This is a genomic window from Ideonella benzenivorans (assembly GCF_020387415.1).
Taxonomy (GTDB): domain Bacteria; phylum Pseudomonadota; class Gammaproteobacteria; order Burkholderiales; family Burkholderiaceae_C; genus Ideonella; species Ideonella benzenivorans.
On the sequence record NZ_JAGWCB010000010.1, the window covers coordinates 461,495 to 480,215 of the forward strand.

Below are 18,721 nucleotides of genomic sequence, written 5' to 3' on the forward strand. Positions count from 1 at the left end.
GGCCCGCCGCCCGGGCTCAGGCGGGGCAGGTCTGGCCTTCCGTCGCCTCTTCGCCCAGAAAGCCCCCGCTCTGGTGGGCCCACAGCCGGGCATACAGCCCGCCGCGCGCCAGCAGCTCGGCGTGGCTGCCTTCCTCCACCACCCGGCCGGCATCCATCACGATCAGCCGGTCCATCGCCGCGATGGTGGACAGGCGGTGCGCGATGGCCACCACCGTCTTGCCCTCCATCAGCTTGTAGAGGCTCTCCTGGATGGCGACCTCCACCTCGCTGTCCAGGGCGCTGGTGGCCTCGTCCAGCAGCAGGATGGGCGCGTCCTTGAGCATCACCCTGGCGATCGCGATGCGTTGGCGCTGGCCACCGGAGAGCTTGACGCCCCGCTCCCCCACCTGCGCGTCGTAGCCGCGCCGGCCCTTGGGGTCGCTCAGGGCATCGATGAAGCCCGCCGCCTCGGCCCGCTCGGCCGCCGCCCGCATCGCGGCCTCGCCCGCATCGGGTCGGCCGTAGAGGATGTTCTCGCGCACCGAGCGGTGCAACAGCGAGGTGTCCTGCGTCACCATGCCCACCTGCGCGCGCAGGCTGTCCTGGGTGACGTGGGCAATGTCCTGGCCGTCGATCTGCACCTGGCCGGCCTGCACGTCATGAAAGCGCAGCAGCAGGCTCAGCACCGTGCTCTTGCCGGCACCGCTGCGCCCCACCAGGCCGATCTTCTCGCCCGGGCGGATGGTCAGGTTCAGGTGGTCCACCACGGCCCGACCGCCCCCGCCATAGCCGAAGCTGACGTCCTGGAAACGGATCTCGCCTGCGCGCACCTGCAACGGCCGCGCATCGGCCGCGTCCACCACCCGGCGCGGCCGGGCCAGCGTGCCGATGCCGTCCTGCACCGTGCCGATGTTCTCGAACAGCGAGGCCATCTCCCACATGATCCAGTGCGAGATGCCGTTCAGGCGCATGGCCATCGCGGTGGCCGCCGCCACGGCCCCCACACCGACGGCGCCGGCCGTCCAACGCCACAGCGCCACGCCAGCAATGCCAAGGATCAGCAGCACGCTGAGCAGGTGGATGACCACCTCGAACCAGCTCACCAGCCGCATCTGCCGGTGCACGGTGCCCAAGAATTCCTGCATCGCGCCACGCGCATGGGCGGCCTCGCGCCGGTCATGTGCGAACAGCTTGACGGTGGCGATGTTGGTGTAGGCGTCGGTGATGCGGCCGGTCATCAGCGAGCGCGCATCGGCCTGGTTCTTGGACACATGGGCCAGGCGCGGCACGAAGACCCGCATCGCGAGCAGGTACAGCACCAGCCAGCCCGCCAGCGGCGCCAGCATCCACGGGTCGAAGCCGCCGACCACCGCCATCAGCGTCACGAAGTAGATGATGATGAAAACCAGGATGTCGCAGACGGTGAACCACACGTCGCGCACCGCCAGCGCGGTCTGCATCACCTTGGTGGCGATGCGGCCGGCGAACTCGTCCTGAAAGAAGGCCATGCTCTGGCCCAGCATCAGGCGATGGAAGTTCCAGCGCAGCCGCATCGGGAAGTTGCCCGCCAGCGTCTGGTGCTTGAAGGTGGTCTGCAGCGCCACCGCCAGCGTGCTGCCCAGCAGCACCGCGCCCAGCACCAGCAAGGTCTTCCCTTCACGGGCCCACAGCTCGGCCGGCGGGATGCCGGCCAGCCAGTCCACCAGTTTGCCCAGCAGCGAGAACAGCCAGGCCTCGAACACACCGATCAACGCGGTGAACAGCGTCATGCCGGCGATGTAGCCGCGCAGGCCATCGGTGGCGCGCCACAGGAAGGGCCAGAACCGGGCTGGAGGCAGCGCCGGCTCGGCAGCGGGAAAGGGGTCGACGAGGGCTTCGAAACGGTCAAACCAGGACAAGGGGGGTTCCCTTCTTCAGAACAGAGCGGGCGCGGTAGCACCCCAAACCATCAAGCGTACCGGAGCCGCGTGACGCCGTCGTCCCGAAGAAGGAATGCCCCCGGTGTCCCGTTCGACCGCGCGGGTGTCAGCCCGCCACGCCGGCACGCTCGAGCATCGCGCGCAGCAGCACGTTGCAGCCGGCGGTGATGTGGACCGGGTCGGCATCCTCGATCTCGTTGTGGCTGATGCCGTCCTTGCAGGGAATGAAGATCATCCCGGTGGGCGCCAGCTGCGACATATAGACCGCGTCGTGGCCGGCCCCGGAGACGCAGCGCATGGCGCTGTAGCCCAGCGCCTCGGCGCCCAGCGCCACCGCGTTCACGCAGTCCGCGTGGAAGGGCTGCGCCGGGTAGGAGGACACCAGATCCAGCTGGATCGTCAGGCCGGTCTCGCGCACCAGGCGGTCGGCCACGGCGCGGATGTCGGCGTCCATCGCATCGCAGTCCGCATCGGTGGCGTTGCGCATGTCGATGCTGAACTTCACCTGGCCGGGAATCACGTTGCGGCTGTTCGGGAAGACCTGCACCATGCCCACGGTGCCGCGGCCTTCGCTGCCATGGCGGCCGGCGCAGGCCACCACTTCCTGCATCAGCCGGGTGGCCACCTGCAGCGCGTCCTTGCGCAGGTGCATCGGCGTCGGGCCCGCGTGGGCTTCCATGCCGGTCACGGTGCAGTCGTACCAGCGGATGCCCAGCACGCCAGTGACGATGCCGATGGTCTTGCCGTTGTCCTCCAGGACCGGGCCCTGCTCGATGTGGGTCTCGAAATAGGCGCCGATCGGATGCTGGCCCGGCACCTCGGTGCCCAGGTAGCCGATCTTCTGCAGCTCGTCCTTGACGGTCTTGCCGTCCACGTCCTTGGCGGCATAGGCATGTTCCAGCGTGAAGGCGCCACGGAACACGCCCGAGCCCATCATCACCGGCACGAAGCGCGAGCCTTCCTCGTTGGTCCAGAAGGCCAGCTCCAGCGGGGCCTCGGTCTCGATGCCCTGGTCGTTCAAGGTGCGCATCACCTCCAGGCCGGCCAGCACGCCGTAGTTGCCGTCGAACTTGCCGCCGGTGGGCTGGGTGTCGATGTGGCTGCCGGTGACGATGGGCGGCAGGCTGTTGTTGCGGCCGGCGCGGCGCATGAAGACGTTGCCGATCTGGTCGATGGTGACGGCCAGGCCGGCGGCCTTGGCCCAGCCGACGACCAGGTCACGCCCCTGTCCATCCAGCTCGGACAAGGCCAGACGGCAGACGCCGCCCTTGGGGGTGGCGCCGATGCGGGCCAGATCCATCAGGGATTGCCACAGACGCTCGCCATTGACGCGCAGATCGGCGACGGGGGTGGTGCTTGCAGTGCTCATGAAGAACTCCTTGGACCGTGGGTTGCCCCACGGGAATGGGCTCGCCTCAGCGGGCCACGGGAACCGGGGTGGCCAGGGCCGCCTTCTTGCCCAGCGCGGTGAACTGCGGGCCGAAGGCCGGGCGCTTCAGATAGCGGCCCGCGCCCTGCACGGCGCGCAGTTCGCCCTGCGCGTAGACGACGTTGCCCTGGCTGACGGTGTGGCTGGGCACGCCGGTGACGGTGCGGCCTTCGAAGATGTTGTAGTCGCCCTTGGAATGCTGGGTCTTGACCGAGAAGGTCTTGGTCGCGGCCGGGTCCCAGACCACCAGGTCGGCGTCGGCGCCCTTGGCCACGCAGCCCTTGCGCGGATAGAGGTTGAACAGCTTGGCCGCGTTGGCCGAGGTGGCGGCGACGAACTCGCTGGGCGTCAGGCGCCCGGTGTTGACGCCGGCGTCCCAGATCACCGCCAGACGTTCCTCGACGCCGCCGGTGCCGTTCGGGATCTTGCTGAAATCCAGCTTGCCCATGGCCTTCTGCGCGGCGCAGAAGGTGCAGTGGTCGGTGGCGGTGGTCTGCAGCGCGCCGGCCTGCAGATGGCGCCACAGTGCCTCCTGGTGGGTCTTGGCGCGGAAGGGCGGGCTCATCACATGGGCCGCGGCCACCTCGAAGCTGGGATCGCGGTAGACGCTGTCGTCGACCACCAGGTGGCCGGCCAGCACCTCGCCGTAGACCCGCTGACCGCGGGCGCGGGCGCGGGCGATGGCCTCGGCCGTTTCGGCGCAGGACACATGCACCACGTAGATCGGCACGTTGAGCACATCGGCGATCGCGATGGCGCGCTGGGCGGCCTCGGTCTCGACCGCGGGCGGACGCGAGAGCGGGTGCGCCTCGGGCCCGAACATGCCCTTGGTCTTCATCTCTTGCTGCAGCAGGAAGACCAGCTCGCCGTTCTCGGCGTGCACGGTGGGCATGGCGCCCAGCTCCAGCGCGCGGCGGAAGCTGTTCACCAGCGTCTCGTCGTCGCACATGATGGCGTTCTTGTAGGCCATGAAGTGCTTGAAGCTGTTCACGCCCTCCTCGCGCACCAGCGTGCCCATGTCGGCGTGCACGCTCTCGTCCCACCAGGTGATGGCGACGTGGAAGCTGTAGTCGGACGCCGCGATCTCGGCCCACTGGCGCCAGTTGCGGTAGGCCTCCATCAGCGGCTGCTTCGGGTCGGGAATGACGAAGTCGATGATGGTGGTCGTGCCACCGGCCAGCCCCGCGGCGGTGCCGCTGTAGAAGTCATCGACGGTGCGGGTGCCCATGAACGGGAAGTTCATGTGGGTGTGCGGGTCGATGCCGCCCGGCATCACGTACTGCCCACCCGCCTCGATGATCGTCGCGCCCGGCGGAGCCGTGATGTTCTCGCCCACCTCGGCGATCACGCCCTCCACACACAGCACATCGGCACGTTGTTCGCGGTCGGCATTGACCACCGTGCCGCCTCGGATCAGCAGGCTCTTCATCGTTTCGCTCCTCAGACCGTGGTTTCCCGCATGGGGTTGTTGGGATGGGTGCGCCAGTCACGGTGCCCCGCCGGCACCGGCGCACCGGTGCGCTGGTCGATCTCGCCGGGCGCCAGGTCGCGCATCGTGATGCACTCGGGCACCGGGCAGATCGAGACACAGAGGTTGCAGCCCACGCACTCGTCTTCCTTCACCTCGAAGCGGCGCGTGCCGGCGGCCGCGTCCTGCATGAAGGAGATGGCCTGGTGCGAGGTGTCCTCGCAGACCACATGGCAGCGGCCGCACTGGATGCAGGCGTCCTGGTTGATGACCGCCTTCGAGACGTGGTTGAGGTTCAGGTAGCGCCAGTCCGACACGGTGGGCACGGCCTTGCCCTGCACCGCCGCCAGGTTGGGCAGACCCTTCTCGTCCAGGTAGTTGGACAGACCGGAGGCCATCTCCTGCACGATGCGGAAGCCGTAGACCATCGCCGCGGTGCAGACCTGCACCGTGCCGGCGCCCAGCGCGATGTAGTCCAGCGCGTCGCGCCAGTTGCTCACGCCGCCGATGCCGGAGATCGGGAGGCCGGCGGTTTCCGGGTCCCGGGCGATCTCGGCCACCATGTTCAGCGCGATGGGCTTGACCGCCGGGCCGCAGTAGCCGCCGTGCGAACCCTTGCCACCGGTGCTGGGCACCATCGTCAGCGTGTTCGGGTCCACGCCCATGATGGAGTTGATCGTGTTGATCAGGCTGACCGCATCGGCCCCGCCGCGCTTGGCGGCCCGGGCCGGGTAGCGGATGTCGGTGATGTTGGGCGTGAGCTTCACGATCACCGGCATCTGGCTGTACTGCTTGCACCAGGCCGTGACCATCTCGATGTACTCGGGCACCTGGCCGACGGCCGCGCCCATGCCACGCTCGCTCATGCCGTGCGGGCAGCCGAAGTTCAGCTCAATGCCATCGGCGCCGGTGTCCTCGACCATCGGCAGGATGCGCTTCCAGCTCTCCTCGTTGCAGGGCACCATCAGCGAGACCACCATCGCGCGGTCCGGCCAATCGCGCTTGACCTGGGCGATCTCCTTGAGATTGAGGCCCAGCGGACGGTCCGAGATCAGCTCGATGTTGTTGAAGCCCAGCACGCGGCGGTCGGGCGAGAGCAGCGCCGAGTAGCGCGGCCCGTGCACGTTGACCACCGGGGGATCCTCGCCCAGCGTCTTCCAGACCACCCCGCCCCAGCCGGCCTCGAAGGCGCGGATGACGTTGGTGGCCTTGTCGGTCGGCGGCGCGGACGCCAGCCAGAACGGGTTGGGGCTCTGGATGCCCACGAAGTGGGTGGTCAAGTCGGCCATGGTGAATGCCTTCCTCGGTCGTTCGTTGTGCGGTTCAGGCCGCGCAGGCGGCTTGGGTGATGCAGGCGTCGATGGACAGCGCGGCCTGCTTGCCGTGCTCCACCGCCTCCACGGTCAGGTCGCGGCCGCCGGCCACGCAGTCGCCGCCGGCCCAGACGCCCGGCAGGCTGGTGTGGCCGGTGGCATCGACGACGATGCGGCCCCCGGTCAGCGCCAGCCCGGCGTCGGCGGCCCAGCCGGCCGACAGCTTCTGGCCGATGGCCTTGAGCACCTGGTCGGCCGGCAGGGTTTCCAGCGCGCCGGTGGGCACCAGACGGCCGTCCACCAGTTGCTGGCCGGCCAGCGTGATGCCGGTCACCCGGCCGCCTTCGCCCACCATCGCCTGCGGCGCCAGCCAGTGGCGGATCACCACGCCATGGGTCAGGGCCCAGCGCTGCTCCACCTCGGAGGCCGACATCGCCTCCGGGCCGCGGCGGTAGGCCAGCGTGACCTGCTCGGCGCCCAGCAGCTTGGCCTGCACCGCGGCATCGATGGCGGTCATGCCGCCGCCGATCACCACCACCTGGCGGCCCACCTTCAGCGTGGACAGGTCGGCAGCCTGGCGCAGGCGGGCGATGAAGTCCACCGCGTCCTCCACGCCGTCCAGCGTGTCGCCGGGCACGCCCAGCGCCTGGGTGCTGCCCAGGCCGATGCCCAGGAAGACCGCGTCGAAGCTCTCGCGCAGCTCGGCCAGCTGGGCCGCGCTCTCCAGCCGCCAGCCGGTGCGCACGGTGATGCCGCCGGTCTGCAGCAGCCAGGCAATCTCGCGCTGTGCGAAGTCGTCGGCCGTCTTGTAGCTGGCCAGGCCGTATTCGTTCAGGCCCCCCGCCTTGGCGTGGGCGTCGAACAGCACCACGCTGTGGCCCTTCAGCGCCAAGCCGTGGGCGCAGGCCAAGCCGGCCGGGCCGGCGCCCACCACCGCCACGGTGCGGCCGGTCGCCGGCGCGCGGTGGAAGAAGATGGTGGCCGGCAGCGTCATCGCCGCGTCCACCGCCAGGCGCTGCAGGCGGCCGATGGCGATCGGCTGGCCTTGCTGCGTGTTGCGCACGCAGACGGCCTCACACAGCTCCTCGGTCGGGCAGACCCGGGCGCACATGCCGCCCAGCGGGTTGGCCGCCAGGATGGCCTGGGCCGCGCCGCGCAGGTCGCCGTCGCCGATGCGACGGATGAACTGCGGCACCGGAATGTGGGTGGGACAAGCCTGCTCGCAGGGCGCCTCGTGGCAGTACAGGCAACGCTCGGCTTCGAGCGCAGCCTGGCCGCGGGTCAGCGGGGCTTCTGCCGCCGCGGCAATGGCTTCGGCGGGGCTGCCGGCATGCAGGACAGGATGGGGGTTCAGGGACACGCGAACTCCTCGTCTCGGTGGGAGGGTGGGCTCAGAACTTGACCGTTTGGTCAACTTTCAAAACGCACCCTTGCCAGTTCCGTGCCAACGCGGGCCACGGAACGCCGAAAGGAGCTCAGTCCACCGGGGCCGGCGGCTGCGGATGGGCCCGGCGCAGCGCCTCCAGAAAGGCCCGCGCCGCCCGGGGCGCCGGGGGGGACGCCCGGGTGATGGCGACGAACTGCACCGGGTAGCTGGCGTCGTCCGGGCCGACGCGGCGCAGCCGGCCGTCGCGCAAGAAGATGTCGGCGTAGTGGTCCGGCAGGAAGCCGAGGTAGCGGCCCGACAGGATCAGCAGCGCCAGCGCCTCCTGATCGGTCACCGTTGCGGTGCGCCGCAAGCCGAAACGGTGCGTGACCTCCATGTTCGGGGAATGGAAGGCCAGGCCGGCGTAGTCCTGCCCACGCAGCTCGTCCCAGCCCACCGCCCCCATCGGACGGTCATACAGCGGATGCCCCTGGCCGCAGTACAGCCACATGGTTTCCGGGAACAGCGGCAGGTAGTTCAGACTGTCGGAGCGGCGGTGGTCGGGCACCACGGCCAGGTGCAGGCGACCGTCGATGACCGCCGTCTCCAGCGCGTTGAGCGAGCCCACCGTGATGTCCAGCGTGACCTGCGGCGCCTCGTCGCGGAAGGCCCCCAGCGCCTGGTGCAGCCGGGCCGCCGGGTTGGTGGCGATCTTGTCGAACAGGCCCAGCGACAGCGGCCCCTGCAGGCCCGCGTGCAGGTCGCGCACATCGGCGCGGAAGCCGTCGAGCGCCGTCAGCAGCCGCAGCGCGGCGTCGTACACCCGCTGGCCGTCGGGCGTCAGCGCGAAGCCGCTGCGGCCGCGCCGGCACAACAGCAGCCCCAGGCGCTGCTCGAGGTCCTTCACATGGCGGCTGACGGTGGAGCGGCCGATGTTGAGCTCCAGCTCGGCCGCCGCCAGTCCGCCGCACTCCACCACCGACTTGAAGATGCGCAACAGGCGGATCTCGGTGTCCCCCACCTGCCCCAGCAAGGCCTTCTTGACCATCTTGGTTGCAATCCTCTGCGCGTGAATAAGCAAAGATTGCAGTTTATGCAAACCAAGCCCATGCCCAGAATCAAGGCTTCACCCCCTTTTTGCTGAGCCTCTCCTTTCACCCCTGGAGCTGCCCCATGGACATGAGCGACCTGCCCGAACAACCGCTGACCGAAGCCCAACTGAAGGCGCACTGGATGCCCTTCACCTCCAACCGCGCCTTCAAGAAGGACCCGCGCATCCTGGTGGAGGGCAAGGGGGTCTACTTCAAGGACGACCGCGGCCGTCAGATCTTCGACGGTCTGTCGGGCCTGTGGACCTGCGGCCTGGGCCACGGTCGCCAGGAAATCGTCGACGCGGTGAGCCGCCAGGTCGCCACGCTGGACTACGCGCCGGGTTTCCAGTTCGGCGTCAAGGGCTCGTTCCAACTGGCCGAGCGCATCGTCTCGCACATGCCCGCCGGCCTGGAACACGTGTTCTACGCCTGCTCCGGCTCGGAAGCGGCCGACACCTCGCTGAAGATCGCCCGCGCCTACTGGCGCCAAAAGGGCCAGGCCAGCAAGACCCGTCTGATCGGCCGCCTGAAGGGCTACCACGGCGTGAACTTCGGCGGCATCAGCGTCGGTGGCCTGGGTGGCAACCGCAAGATGTTCGGCGAAGCCCTGCAGTGCGACCACATCCCCCACACCCAGCTGGCCAGCAACGCCTTCAGCCGCGGCATGCCCGAGAACGGCGCCGAACTGGCCAATGAGCTGCTGGATGTGATCGGCCTGCACGACGCCTCCAACATCGCCGCCGTGATCGTCGAGCCCTTCTCCGGTTCGGCCGGCGTGGTGGTGCCGCCCAAGGGCTACCTGCAACGCCTGCGCGAGATCTGCACGCAGAACAACATCCTGCTGATCTTCGACGAGGTCATCACCGGCTTTGGCCGCACCGGCGCCTGGACCGGCTCGGAAGCCTTCGGCGTCACGCCCGACATGATCAACTTCGCCAAGCAGGTGACCAACGGCACCATCCCGATGGGTGGCGTGGTCGTCAAGAGCGAGATCTACGACACCTTCATGGCCGCCGGCGGCCCGGAACACGCGGTCGAGTTCCCGCACGGCTACACCTACTCGGGCCACCCGGTGGCCTGCGCGGCCGGCCTGGCCACCTTCGACATCCTGGAGAAGGAAAACGCCATCCAGCAGGCCAAGGAGCTGGCCCCGTACTTCGAGAACGCGGTGCACAGCCTGAAGGGCGCCAAGCACATCACCGACATCCGCAACTACGGTCTGGCCGCCGGCCTGACCATCGCGGGTCGCAACGGGGACGCCGCCATCCGCCCGTACGAGATCGGCCTGAAGTGCTGGGAAAAGGGTTTCTACGTGCGCTTCGGCGGCGACACCATCCAGCTGGCGCCGCCGTTCGTCACCACCCCGGCCCAGATCGACGCCCTGATCAACGCGCTGGGCGAGGCGATCAACGCCACGGCCTGATCCTGGCCAACACCCCTGCGGCTGTCACCGGTGAACGATGACAGCCGCCGGGGGCTGCAGTACAAGGGCATTCCCAACACACTACCGGGACATGCCATGCGACTGAACCTCCTGCTGGCGGCCACCTTGGGCGCCGCCGCCTCCACGGCCGCGCTGGCGGCCGAAGCCACCGTCACGCTGCAAGCCGCCACCCCGGAAGGGCCCGGCGCCGCGCTGGGCACGGTGAAGCTGGTGGAGACGCCCTACGGGCTGGCGCTCTACCCCATGCTGCAGGGTCTGGCGCCCGGCCTGCACGGCTTTCACGTGCATGAGAAGGGCTCCTGCGCCCCGGGCGAACAAAACGGCAAGCCCGTGCCGGCCCTGGCCGCCGGCGGCCACCTGGACCCGGCCGGCACCAAGAAGCATGCCGAGCCCTGGGGCGATGGCCACCTGGGCGATCTGCCGCCGCTGTACGTGGCCGCCGATGGTTCGGCCAGCCAACCCGTGCTGGCCCCGCGTCTGAAGCTGGCCGATGTGCAGGGCCACGCCCTGATGGTGCATGCCGGCGGCGACAACCATGCGGACCACCCGGCGCCATTGGGCGGTGGCGGGGCCCGCGTGGCCTGCGGCGTGATCCCGGGCTGAGCGCCCGGGGCGCCGGCCTCAGCCCTGCAGCTTCCAGTGCAGGGTTTCGCCGCCGCGCAGCGGCTTCAGGCTGGCGTCGCCGAAGGCCACGGCCTCCGGCAGGGTCCAGGGTTCGCGCACCAAGGTCACGGTGCCGGCGTTGCGCGGCAGGCCGTAGAAGGCCGGGCCGTGTTCGCTGGCGAAACCCTGGAGCTTGTCCAGCGCCCCGGCAGCCTCGAAGGCCTCGGCGTACAGCTCCAGCGCCGACAGGGCGGTGTAGCAGCCGGCGCAGGCGCTGGCGTGCTCCTTCAGGTGGGCCGGGTGCGGTGCGCTGTCGGTGCCCAGGAAGAAGCGGTCCGAGCCGCTGGTGGCCGCGGCCACCAGGGCCTGGCGGTGCACCTCGCGCTTCAAGACCGGCAGGCAGTAGTAGTGCGGCCGCAGCCCGCCCTGGAAGATGGCGTTGCGGTTGTAGAGCAGGTGGTGGGCGGTGATGGTGGCCGCGGTGAAAGCTCCGGCGCTGGCCACATAGTCGGCCGCTTCCTTCGTGGTGATGTGCTCGAACACCACCTTCAGCTCGGGGAAATCGCGGCGCAGCGGCTGCATCACGCGGTCGATGAACACCGCCTCGCGGTCGAAGATGTCCACCGCCGGGTCGGTCACCTCGCCGTGCACCAGCAGCAGCAGGCCGGCGCGCTGCATGGCCTCCAGCGTCGCGTAGGTCTTGCGGATGTCGGTCACGCCGGCATCGCTGTTGGTGGTGGCGCCGGCCGGGTAGAGCTTGAGCGCCACCACGCCGGCCGCCTTCGCCGCGGCGATCTCGCTGACCGGCGTGTTGTCGGTCAGGTAGAGCGTCATCAGCGGCTGGAAATCCACACCGGCCGGCACCGCGGCCAGGATGCGCTCGCGGTAGGCGATGGCCTGGGCCGCCGTGGTCACTGGCGGCTTCAGGTTGGGCATGATGATGGCGCGGCCGAACTGGCGCGCCGTGTGCGGCACGACAGCCGCCAGGGCCGCGCCGTCGCGCACATGCAGGTGCCAGTCGTCGGGGCGGGTGATCGTCAGGGTGGTGGGGGCGCTCATGGGCTGAATTGTCCCATCGAGCGGGGATGCGCCCGCCGGTATCGGGCCCGAAAACTGCATGCATTTCATTTGCATTGCATCGACAATCGATTCCAACATATAGGCAAAACCTGCATGCCGCCCAAGTCCTCCCCTCCACCCGCGGCCGCCGCCCCCCAGACCGCCGACGCGCCAGTGCGTCGCGCCGACCCGCTGTTCAACCAGTCGCTGGAAAAGGGGTTGGAGGTGCTGCGCGCCTTTGACGCCGCCCACCGCACCCTGACCCTGTCGGAGCTGGCCGAACTGACCCAAATGAGCAAGGCCTCGGCCCAGCGCACGGTGCACACGCTGCAGGTGCTGGGCTACGTCGGCAAGCACCCGCAGACGCGGCGCTTTCAGCTGCTGCCCAAGGTCATTGAGCTGGGCTTCAACTACCTGGCGGCGCACCCGCTGATCCGCGCCGCCCACCCCTACCTGTCCCAGCTCGCCAATGCCAGCGGCGAGACCGCCAGCCTCACCGAGGCGGTGGGCACCGACATGGTCTATGTGGCGCAGCTGCTCACGCCCAAGTTCATCCCCGTGCTGACCCCCGTGGGCATGCGCGTGCCGATGTACTGCACCAGCACCGGCCGGGCCTGGCTGAGCTGCCTGAGCGATGCCGAGGCGCGCGCGCTGCTGGAAGCCACCCCCCGCCCGGCCCGCACCGCGGCCACGCTGACCTCGGTGGACGACATCATGGCCAAGGTGGCGGAATGCCGGCGGGTGGGCTACGCCACCAACTGCGAAGAGCTGTTCCTGGGCGACATGGGCATTGGCGCCCCGGTGGTGGACAGCCGCGGCCGGCCGGTGGCCACGGTGCACCTCGCCCCGCCCACCAGCCGCTGGACGCTGGAAGACGCCCAGCGCAAGCTGGGTCCGATGGTGATCGAGTGCGCCCGCGCCGTGTCGCAGGCGATGACGCACTGAACAAGACGCGTCAGTCGGCGCGGCCGGCGCGCTCCAGCATGGCCAGCAGCAGCACATTGGCGCCGGCGGCCAGGTGCTCCGGCTGGGCGTCTTCGATCTCGTTGTGGCTGATGCCATCCTTGCAGGGCACGAAGATCATGCCGGTGGGCGCCAACGCGCTCAGGTAGACCGCGTCGTGGCCCGCACCACTGACCACGTCCATGTGCGGCAGGCCCAACTGCTCGGCCGCGTGGCGCACGCTGGCCACGCAGTCGGGGTGGAACTGCGCCGGCTCGAACTTGCAGACCTGCTCGATCGCCACGCGGCACTGGCCATCCCGGGCCAGCGCCGCAAAGCCCTCATGCATCGCCGCATCCATCCGGTCCAGCCCGTCCTGCGCCAGGTGGCGGAAGTCGACCGAGAAGCGCACCTCGCCCGGGATGACGTTGCGTGAGTTGGGGATCACCTGCGCGAAGCCCACCGTGCCCCGGCCGTGCGGCGCCTCGTCCTTGGCGATGCGGTTGACCAGGTCGATCATGCGGGCCGCGGCCAGCAGCGCGTCATGGCGCAGCTCCATCGGGGTCGGGCCGGCGTGGGCGTCCTGCCCGGTCACCACCACGTCGTACCACTGCTGGCCCAGCGCGCCGGCCACCACGCCGATGGGCAGGCCCTTGGCTTCCAGGATCGGGCCCTGCTCGATGTGGGCCTCGAAATAGGCCCCGAACATGCCGCCCGGCACCTGGCCGGCCGGCACCTGGCCGCGGTAGCCGATGCGCGCCAGCTCGTCGCCCACGCTCAGGCCGTCGATGTCGCGCTGGGCCCGCACAAAGTCGGGCGTGAAGACACCCGTGAAGGCGCCGGAGCCCATCATCACCGGCGTGAAGCGGGAGCCTTCCTCGTTCATCCAGAACGCGACCTCGATCGGCGCCCGGGTGCGGATGCCGCGGTCGTTCAGAGTGCGCACCACCTCCAGGCCGGCCATCACGCCGAAGTTGCCGTCGAACTTGCCCCCCGAGGGCTGGGTGTCGATGTGGCTGCCGGTGGCCACGGCGCGGGCTGCGGCATCCGTCCCGGCGCGGCGGCCGAAGACATTGCCCACCTCGTCGATGCGCACCTCCAGGCCAGCCTCGCGGAACCAGCCGACCACCCGGTCCCGCCCCTGGCGGTCTTCGTCCGTCAGGGCCAGCCGGCGCACACCACCTTTGGGCGTTGCACCAACCTGGGCCAGATCCATCAGCGATTGCCACAGGCGGGCTGCATTGATTCGGGGCATTTCAAGGGTCGTCATGGCGATTCATCCGGTCAGGTAACAAGATCACGGTGATGCTGCAATTCCCGGACCAACATATCTCTATCCTCTATAGACAACGCGGCAATCACATCTTATGAATCGTTTATCGATATTCATGTGGTTCACTGGCATACGGTTTGCTTCAAGCCATTCCATCCTTCCACCCCTCGACGAGGTACCCAGTGATGTCCTTGACCCCGCGTTTCCCGTCTTCCCGCCAGGCCGTGTTGAGCCTGGCCCTGGTCGCCGCCTTTGGCGCCCTGGGCAGCACCAGCGCCCTGGCACAGGAAAAGGTGCTGCGCATCGCCATGACCGCCGGTGACATTCCCCGCACCTCCGGCCAGCCGGACCAAGGCTTCGAGGGCAACCGCTTCACCGGCATCCCGATGTACGACGGCCTGACCCAGTGGGACCTGAGCTCGGCGAGCAAGCCCAGCGTGGTGATCCCCGATCTGGCGCTGTCCTGGGCGGTGGACCCGAAGGACCACACCAAGTGGGTGTTCAAGCTGCGTCCGGGCGTGAAATTCCACGACGGCTCGGCCTTCAATGCCGACGCCGTGGTGTGGAACGTGCACAAGGTGCTCGACAAGAGCGCGCCGCAGTACGACCCGGCCCAGGTGGGCGTGACCGCCTCGCGCATGCCCACGCTGCGCAGCGCCCGCAAGATCGACGACCTGACCGTCGAGCTGACCACCAGCGAGCCCGATTCCTTCTTGCCGATCAACCTGACCAACCTGTTCATGGCCTCGCCGGCCGCCTGGCAGAAGAAGTACGACGCCGTGCCCGCCAGCGTGACCGACCACGCCGAGCGCGGCAAGCAAGCCTGGACCGCCTTTGCCGCCAGCCCCTCGGGCACCGGCCCGTTCAAGGCGTCCAAGTTCGTGCCGCGCGAACGCCTGGAGATGGTCAAGAACCCCGAGTACTGGGATGCCAAGCGCCGCCCGAAGATCGACCGCGTGGTGCTGCTGCCGCTGCCCGAGGCCAACTCGCGCACCGCCGCGCTGATGTCCGGCCAGGTGGACTGGATCGAGGCCCCGGCCCCCGACGCGCTGGCCACGCTCAAGCAGCGCGGCTTCAAGGTCTACGCCAACCTGCAACCGCACATCTGGCCGTGGCAGTTCTCCTTCCTGCCGGGCTCGCCCTGGAATGACGTGCGCGTGCGCCACGCCGCCAATCTGTGCGTGAACCGCACCGCGATGAAACAGCTGCTGGGCGGCATGATGGCCGAGGCCACCGGCATCGTGGAGCCGGGCCACCCCTGGCGCGGCTCGCCGAAGTTCCAGATCAAGTACGACGTGCCGGCCGCCCAGGCGCTGATGAAGCAGGCCGGCTACGGCCCCAACAAGCACCTGAAGGTCAAGGTGCAGACCTCGGCCTCGGGTTCGGGCCAGATGCTGCCGCTGCCGATGAACGAGGTGATCCAGCAGAACCTCAAGAGCTGCTACATCGACGTGGACTTCGACGTGGTCGAGTGGAACACGCTGTTCTCCGGCTGGCGTCTGGGTGCCAAGGACCCGGGGGCCCACGGTGCCAACGCCACCAACGTGACGGCTGCGACGATGGACCCGTTCTTCGCGATGGTCCGCTTTGTCAGCACCAAGGCCTTCCCGCCGGTGTCGAACAACTGGGGCTACTTCAGCGACCCGAAGGTGGATGCCATCGTCGCCAAGGCCCGCACCAGCTTTGATGACAAAAAGCGCGACGCCGCCCTGGCCGAGCTGCACACCCAGATCGTGGACCAGGCCCCGTTCCTGTTCGTGGCCCACGACGTCGGCCCGCGTGCCATGTCGGCCAAGGTCGGCAACGTGGTGCAGCCGCAGAGCTGGTTCATCGACATCGCCACGATGACCGTGAAGTGATGGTCGCGGGCGCCCGCCTCGCGCGGGCGTCCGCATTTCCTTCCTTGCCCACGCCGCCGCCCATGCTTGCCTACCTGCTCCGCCGCATCCTCTACACCTTGCCCATCCTGCTGGGCGTGGCCCTGGTGTGCTTCGCCCTGGTGCACATCGCCCCCGGCGATCCGCTGGTCTCCGTGCTGCCGGCCGACGCCTCGGCCGAGCTGCAGGCGCAGCTGCGCACGCTCTACGGTTTCGACCGACCGCTGCCCGAGCAGTTCGGCCGCTGGATCTGGCGCGCGCTGCACGGCGACCTGGGCATGTCCATCGCCACCAGCCGCCCGGCCACCTCCGAAGTGATGACGGCCGTCGTCAACACCCTGCGCCTGGCTCTGGTCGCCACCGTGATCGGCTTCGTGCTGGGCAGCCTGTTCGGCTTCGTGGCCGGCTACTTCCGCAACTCCTGGCTGGACCGGATCGCCTCGGGCATCTCGGTGCTGGGCGTGTCGGTGCCGCACTACTGGCTGGGCATGGTGATGGTGATCATCTTCTCGTCGCTGCTGATGTGGCTACCCGCCACCGGCGCCGGCCCCGGCGGCTCCGAGGACTGGGCCTGGAACTGGGAGCATGTGCAGTTCATGATCCTGCCGGCCATCACGATGTCGGTGATCCCGATGGGCATCATCGCCCGCACCGTGCGCGCCCTGGTGGCCGAGCTCCTGGACCAGGAGTTCATCACCGGCCTGCGCGCCAAAGGCCTGTCGCATGTGGGCGTGTTCCGCCACGTGCTGAAGAACGCCGCCCCCACCGCGCTGGCCGTGATGGGCCTGCAGCTGGGCTATCTGCTGGGCGGCTCGATCCTGATCGAAACCGTCTTCTCCTGGCCGGGCACCGGCTTCCTGCTGAACCAGGCCATCTTCCAGCGCGACCTGCCGCTGCTGCAGGGCAGCATCCTGGTGCTGGCCCTGTTCTTCGTGCTGCTGAACCTGCTGGTCGACATGGTGCAGACCCTGCTCGATCCGCGCATCGCCCGCCAGTGAACACGCCCGTGAGGACACCGACATGAACACCCTTGCCTCTCCTTCCGTGGCCGTGGAGCCCGCCCCGCCGCGCAGCCGCGGTTACTGGGCCGCCGTGTTCGGCCGCTTCGTGCGCGACCCGGTGGCCATGGGCGCCGGCGTGGTGCTGCTGCTCCTGCTGATGATGGCCCTCTTCGGCCCGCACCTGGCGCCGGCCGACCCCTATGCCAGCTCGATGTTCAAGCGCCTGCAGCCCATCGGCTCGCCGGACTACCCGCTGGGCAGCGACGAGCTGGGCCGTGACCTGCTCTCGCGCCTGATCGTCGGCGCCCGGCTGTCGCTGTTCATCGGCATCACGCCGGTGCTGCTGGCCTTCGTCATCGGCACGGGCATCGGCGTGCTGGCCGGCTATGCCGGCGGCGTGACCAACACGGTCATCATGCGCACGATCGACGTGTTCTACGCCTTCCCCTCGGTGCTGCTGGCCATCGCGCTGTCGGGCGCGCTGGGTGCGGGCATCTTCAACTCGCTGGTCTCGCTGACCATCGTCTTCGTGCCGCAGATCGCCCGCGTGGCCGAAAGCGTCACCGCCCAGGCCCGCAACCGGGACTATGTGGAGGCCGCCCGCGCCACCGGCGCCAGCGCCTTCACCATCGTGCGGGTGCATGTGCTGGGCAATGTGCTGGGCCCCATCTTCGTCTTCGCCACCAGCCTGATCGCGGTGTCGATGATCCTGGCCTCGGGCCTGTCCTTCCTGGGCCTGGGCGTGAAGCCGCCCGAGCCCGAGTGGGGCCTGATGCTCAACACCCTGCGCACGGCCATCTACACCCAGCCGCTGGTGGCGGCGCTGCCGGGCGCGATGATCTTCATCACTTCGATCTCCTTCAACCTGCTGTCGGACGGCCTGCGTTCGGCCATGGACCACAAGGGCTGACACCATGAGCACTCCCTTCCTGCCACCCGAGGACGTGGGCGGCCCGGCCCAGCCCCTGCTCACCATCCGTGGCCTGACCAAGCACTTTCCCCTCAAGAAGGGCGGCGTGGTGCGCGCCGTCGACGGCGTGGACTTCGAGGTGCTCAAGGGCGAGACCCTGGGCGTGGTCGGCGAATCCGGCTGCGGCAAGTCCACCACCGCCCGGCTGCTGATGCAGCTGATCGCCCCGACCGCCGGCGAGGTGGTCTTCGACGGCCGGGTGGTCGGCACCCGCGACCTGCCGCTCAAGGACTTCCGCCGCCAGGTGCAGATGGTCTTCCAGGACAGCTACGCCTCGCTCAACCCACGCCTGACCATCGAGGACTCGGTGGCCTTCGGCCCGCAGGTGCACGGCGTGTCACGCCGCGAGGCCGTGGCCCGCGCACGCGATCTGCTCTCACGCGTCGGCCTGGCGCCCGAGCGCTTCGCCGAGCGCTATCCGCACGAGCTCTCCGGCGGCCAGCGCCAGCGCGTCAACATCGCCCGCGCCCTGGCCCTGCAACCGCGCCTGGTCATCCTGGACGAGGCCGTCTCGGCGCTGGACAAATCGGTCGAGGCTCAGGTGCTGAACCTGCTGCAGGACCTCAAGCGCGAGTTCGGCCTGACCTACGTCTTCATCAGCCACGACCTCAACGTGGTGCACTACATCAGCGACCGGGTGATGGTGATGTACCTCGGCCAGGTGGCCGAGATCGGCCCGTCCGACACGCTGTTCCGCGCGCCCGGCCACCCCTACACCGGCGCCCTGCTGTCCTCCATGCCCTCGATGGACCCGGATCACCGCACGGAGAAAGCTCCGCTGGCCGGCGACCCGCCCAACCCGATCAACCCGCCCAGCGGCTGCCGCTTCCACCCGCGCTGCCCGATGGCGGCGCCGGCCTGCAGCCAGCGTGTGCCGGTGCGCACCGAACTGGGCGGCCACCACGCCGCGGCCTGCCTGATGCACGAAGCCGGCAGCGGCCATCCCAAGGCCCCGGCCACCCTGCCCCACGCCGCCTGAGGAGAC

15 protein-coding genes are annotated in these 18,721 nt (G+C 69.2%); 7 read left to right on the forward strand and 8 right to left on the reverse strand.

Features of this window, described 5'->3' with window-relative positions:
- Window positions 1–16: 16 nt before the first annotated feature.
- From KGA65_RS10845 to KGA65_RS10870, 6 genes are all read right to left on the reverse strand, one after another.
- Entirely contained in the window at window positions 17–1,879 is a 1,863-nt protein-coding gene (locus KGA65_RS10845; protein WP_225863127.1) for an ABC transporter ATP-binding protein, read from the reverse strand.
- Window positions 1,880–2,006: 127 nt separating this feature from the next.
- Window positions 2,007–3,269, reverse strand: a complete 1,263-nt coding sequence (locus KGA65_RS10850; protein ID WP_225863128.1) for a Zn-dependent hydrolase — start codon at window positions 3,267–3,269, stop codon at window positions 2,007–2,009.
- Between the two features lie 46 nt (window positions 3,270–3,315).
- Window positions 3,316–4,758, reverse strand: coding sequence for a dihydropyrimidinase (gene hydA / locus KGA65_RS10855; RefSeq protein WP_225863129.1), 1,443 nt, complete (start codon window positions 4,756–4,758; stop codon window positions 3,316–3,318).
- Between the two features lie 11 nt (window positions 4,759–4,769).
- Complete coding sequence (preA, locus tag KGA65_RS10860) at window positions 4,770–6,086, reverse strand: NAD-dependent dihydropyrimidine dehydrogenase subunit PreA (protein ID WP_225863130.1); 1,317 nt, start codon at window positions 6,084–6,086, stop codon at window positions 4,770–4,772.
- A 34-nt stretch (window positions 6,087–6,120) separates the two neighbouring features.
- Entirely contained in the window at window positions 6,121–7,464 is a 1,344-nt protein-coding gene (locus tag KGA65_RS10865) for an NAD(P)-dependent oxidoreductase (protein WP_375142636.1), read from the reverse strand.
- Between the two features lie 121 nt (window positions 7,465–7,585).
- Window positions 7,586–8,524, reverse strand: coding sequence for a LysR family transcriptional regulator (locus KGA65_RS10870; protein WP_225863131.1), 939 nt, complete (start codon window positions 8,522–8,524; stop codon window positions 7,586–7,588).
- A 125-nt stretch (window positions 8,525–8,649) separates the two neighbouring features.
- Between KGA65_RS10870 and aptA the strand changes: the two genes are divergently transcribed.
- A complete protein-coding gene (gene aptA / locus KGA65_RS10875) occupies window positions 8,650–9,990 on the forward strand; it encodes an omega-aminotransferase AptA (RefSeq protein ID WP_225863132.1) in 1,341 nt (446 codons plus the stop codon).
- A gap of 96 nt (window positions 9,991–10,086) precedes the next feature.
- Window positions 10,087–10,614 carry a superoxide dismutase family protein gene (sodC, locus tag KGA65_RS10880; RefSeq protein WP_225863133.1) on the forward strand — a complete coding sequence of 176 codons (528 nt, stop codon included), beginning with the start codon at window positions 10,087–10,089 and terminating at the stop codon, window positions 10,612–10,614.
- Window positions 10,615–10,632: 18 nt separating this feature from the next.
- On the opposite strand, the gene pyrC is transcribed toward sodC, so the two are convergent.
- Window positions 10,633–11,673 (reverse strand): dihydroorotase, encoded by a 1,041-nt coding sequence (pyrC, locus tag KGA65_RS10885; protein ID WP_225863134.1) that lies wholly within the window; start codon window positions 11,671–11,673, stop codon window positions 10,633–10,635.
- Between the two features lie 114 nt (window positions 11,674–11,787).
- Here pyrC and KGA65_RS10890 point away from each other — a divergent pair, with 114 nt between their 5' ends.
- Window positions 11,788–12,618, forward strand: a complete 831-nt coding sequence (locus KGA65_RS10890) for an IclR family transcriptional regulator (RefSeq protein WP_225863135.1) — start codon at window positions 11,788–11,790, stop codon at window positions 12,616–12,618.
- Window positions 12,619–12,628: 10 nt separating this feature from the next.
- Here KGA65_RS10890 and KGA65_RS10895 read toward each other — a convergent pair whose 3' ends face one another.
- Window positions 12,629–13,885, reverse strand: a complete 1,257-nt coding sequence (locus KGA65_RS10895; protein WP_225863136.1) for a Zn-dependent hydrolase — start codon at window positions 13,883–13,885, stop codon at window positions 12,629–12,631.
- Between the two features lie 188 nt (window positions 13,886–14,073).
- Between KGA65_RS10895 and KGA65_RS10900 the strand changes: the two genes are divergently transcribed.
- The 4 genes from KGA65_RS10900 to KGA65_RS10915 all read left to right on the forward strand — a co-directional run bounded on the left by KGA65_RS10900 (window position 14,074) and on the right by KGA65_RS10915 (window position 18,715).
- Window positions 14,074–15,747: an ABC transporter substrate-binding protein gene (locus KGA65_RS10900; RefSeq protein ID WP_225863137.1), complete on the forward strand. Its 1,674-nt coding sequence runs from the start codon at window positions 14,074–14,076 to the stop codon at window positions 15,745–15,747.
- Window positions 15,748–15,809: 62 nt separating this feature from the next.
- On the forward strand, window positions 15,810–16,763 hold the full coding sequence (locus KGA65_RS10905; protein ID WP_225863138.1) for an ABC transporter permease: 954 nt from the start codon (window positions 15,810–15,812) through the stop codon (window positions 16,761–16,763).
- A gap of 22 nt (window positions 16,764–16,785) precedes the next feature.
- Window positions 16,786–17,676: an ABC transporter permease gene (locus KGA65_RS10910; RefSeq protein ID WP_225863139.1), complete on the forward strand. Its 891-nt coding sequence runs from the start codon at window positions 16,786–16,788 to the stop codon at window positions 17,674–17,676.
- Window positions 17,677–17,680: 4 nt separating this feature from the next.
- Window positions 17,681–18,715, forward strand: a complete 1,035-nt coding sequence (locus KGA65_RS10915) for an ABC transporter ATP-binding protein (protein ID WP_225863140.1) — start codon at window positions 17,681–17,683, stop codon at window positions 18,713–18,715.
- Window positions 18,716–18,721 lie beyond the last annotated feature (6 nt).

Coding starts and splice junctions, on each gene's coding strand:
- KGA65_RS10850 (WP_225863128.1), bottom strand. CDS start 3,269: ATGAGCACTGCAAGCACCACCCCCGTCGCCGATCTGCGCGTCAATGGC.
- hydA (WP_225863129.1), bottom strand. CDS start 4,758: ATGAAGAGCCTGCTGATCCGAGGCGGCACGGTGGTCAATGCCGACCGC.
- preA (WP_225863130.1), bottom strand. CDS start 6,086: ATGGCCGACTTGACCACCCACTTCGTGGGCATCCAGAGCCCCAACCCG.
- KGA65_RS10870 (WP_225863131.1), bottom strand. CDS start 8,524: ATGGTCAAGAAGGCCTTGCTGGGGCAGGTGGGGGACACCGAGATCCGC.
- aptA (WP_225863132.1), top strand. CDS start 8,650: ATGGACATGAGCGACCTGCCCGAACAACCGCTGACCGAAGCCCAACTG.
- sodC (WP_225863133.1), top strand. CDS start 10,087: ATGCGACTGAACCTCCTGCTGGCGGCCACCTTGGGCGCCGCCGCCTCC.
- pyrC (WP_225863134.1), bottom strand. CDS start 11,673: ATGAGCGCCCCCACCACCCTGACGATCACCCGCCCCGACGACTGGCAC.
- KGA65_RS10890 (WP_225863135.1), top strand. CDS start 11,788: ATGCCGCCCAAGTCCTCCCCTCCACCCGCGGCCGCCGCCCCCCAGACC.
- KGA65_RS10895 (WP_225863136.1), bottom strand. CDS start 13,885: ATGACGACCCTTGAAATGCCCCGAATCAATGCAGCCCGCCTGTGGCAA.
- KGA65_RS10900 (WP_225863137.1), top strand. CDS start 14,074: ATGTCCTTGACCCCGCGTTTCCCGTCTTCCCGCCAGGCCGTGTTGAGC.
- KGA65_RS10905 (WP_225863138.1), top strand. CDS start 15,810: ATGCTTGCCTACCTGCTCCGCCGCATCCTCTACACCTTGCCCATCCTG.
- KGA65_RS10910 (WP_225863139.1), top strand. CDS start 16,786: ATGAACACCCTTGCCTCTCCTTCCGTGGCCGTGGAGCCCGCCCCGCCG.
- KGA65_RS10915 (WP_225863140.1), top strand. CDS start 17,681: ATGAGCACTCCCTTCCTGCCACCCGAGGACGTGGGCGGCCCGGCCCAG.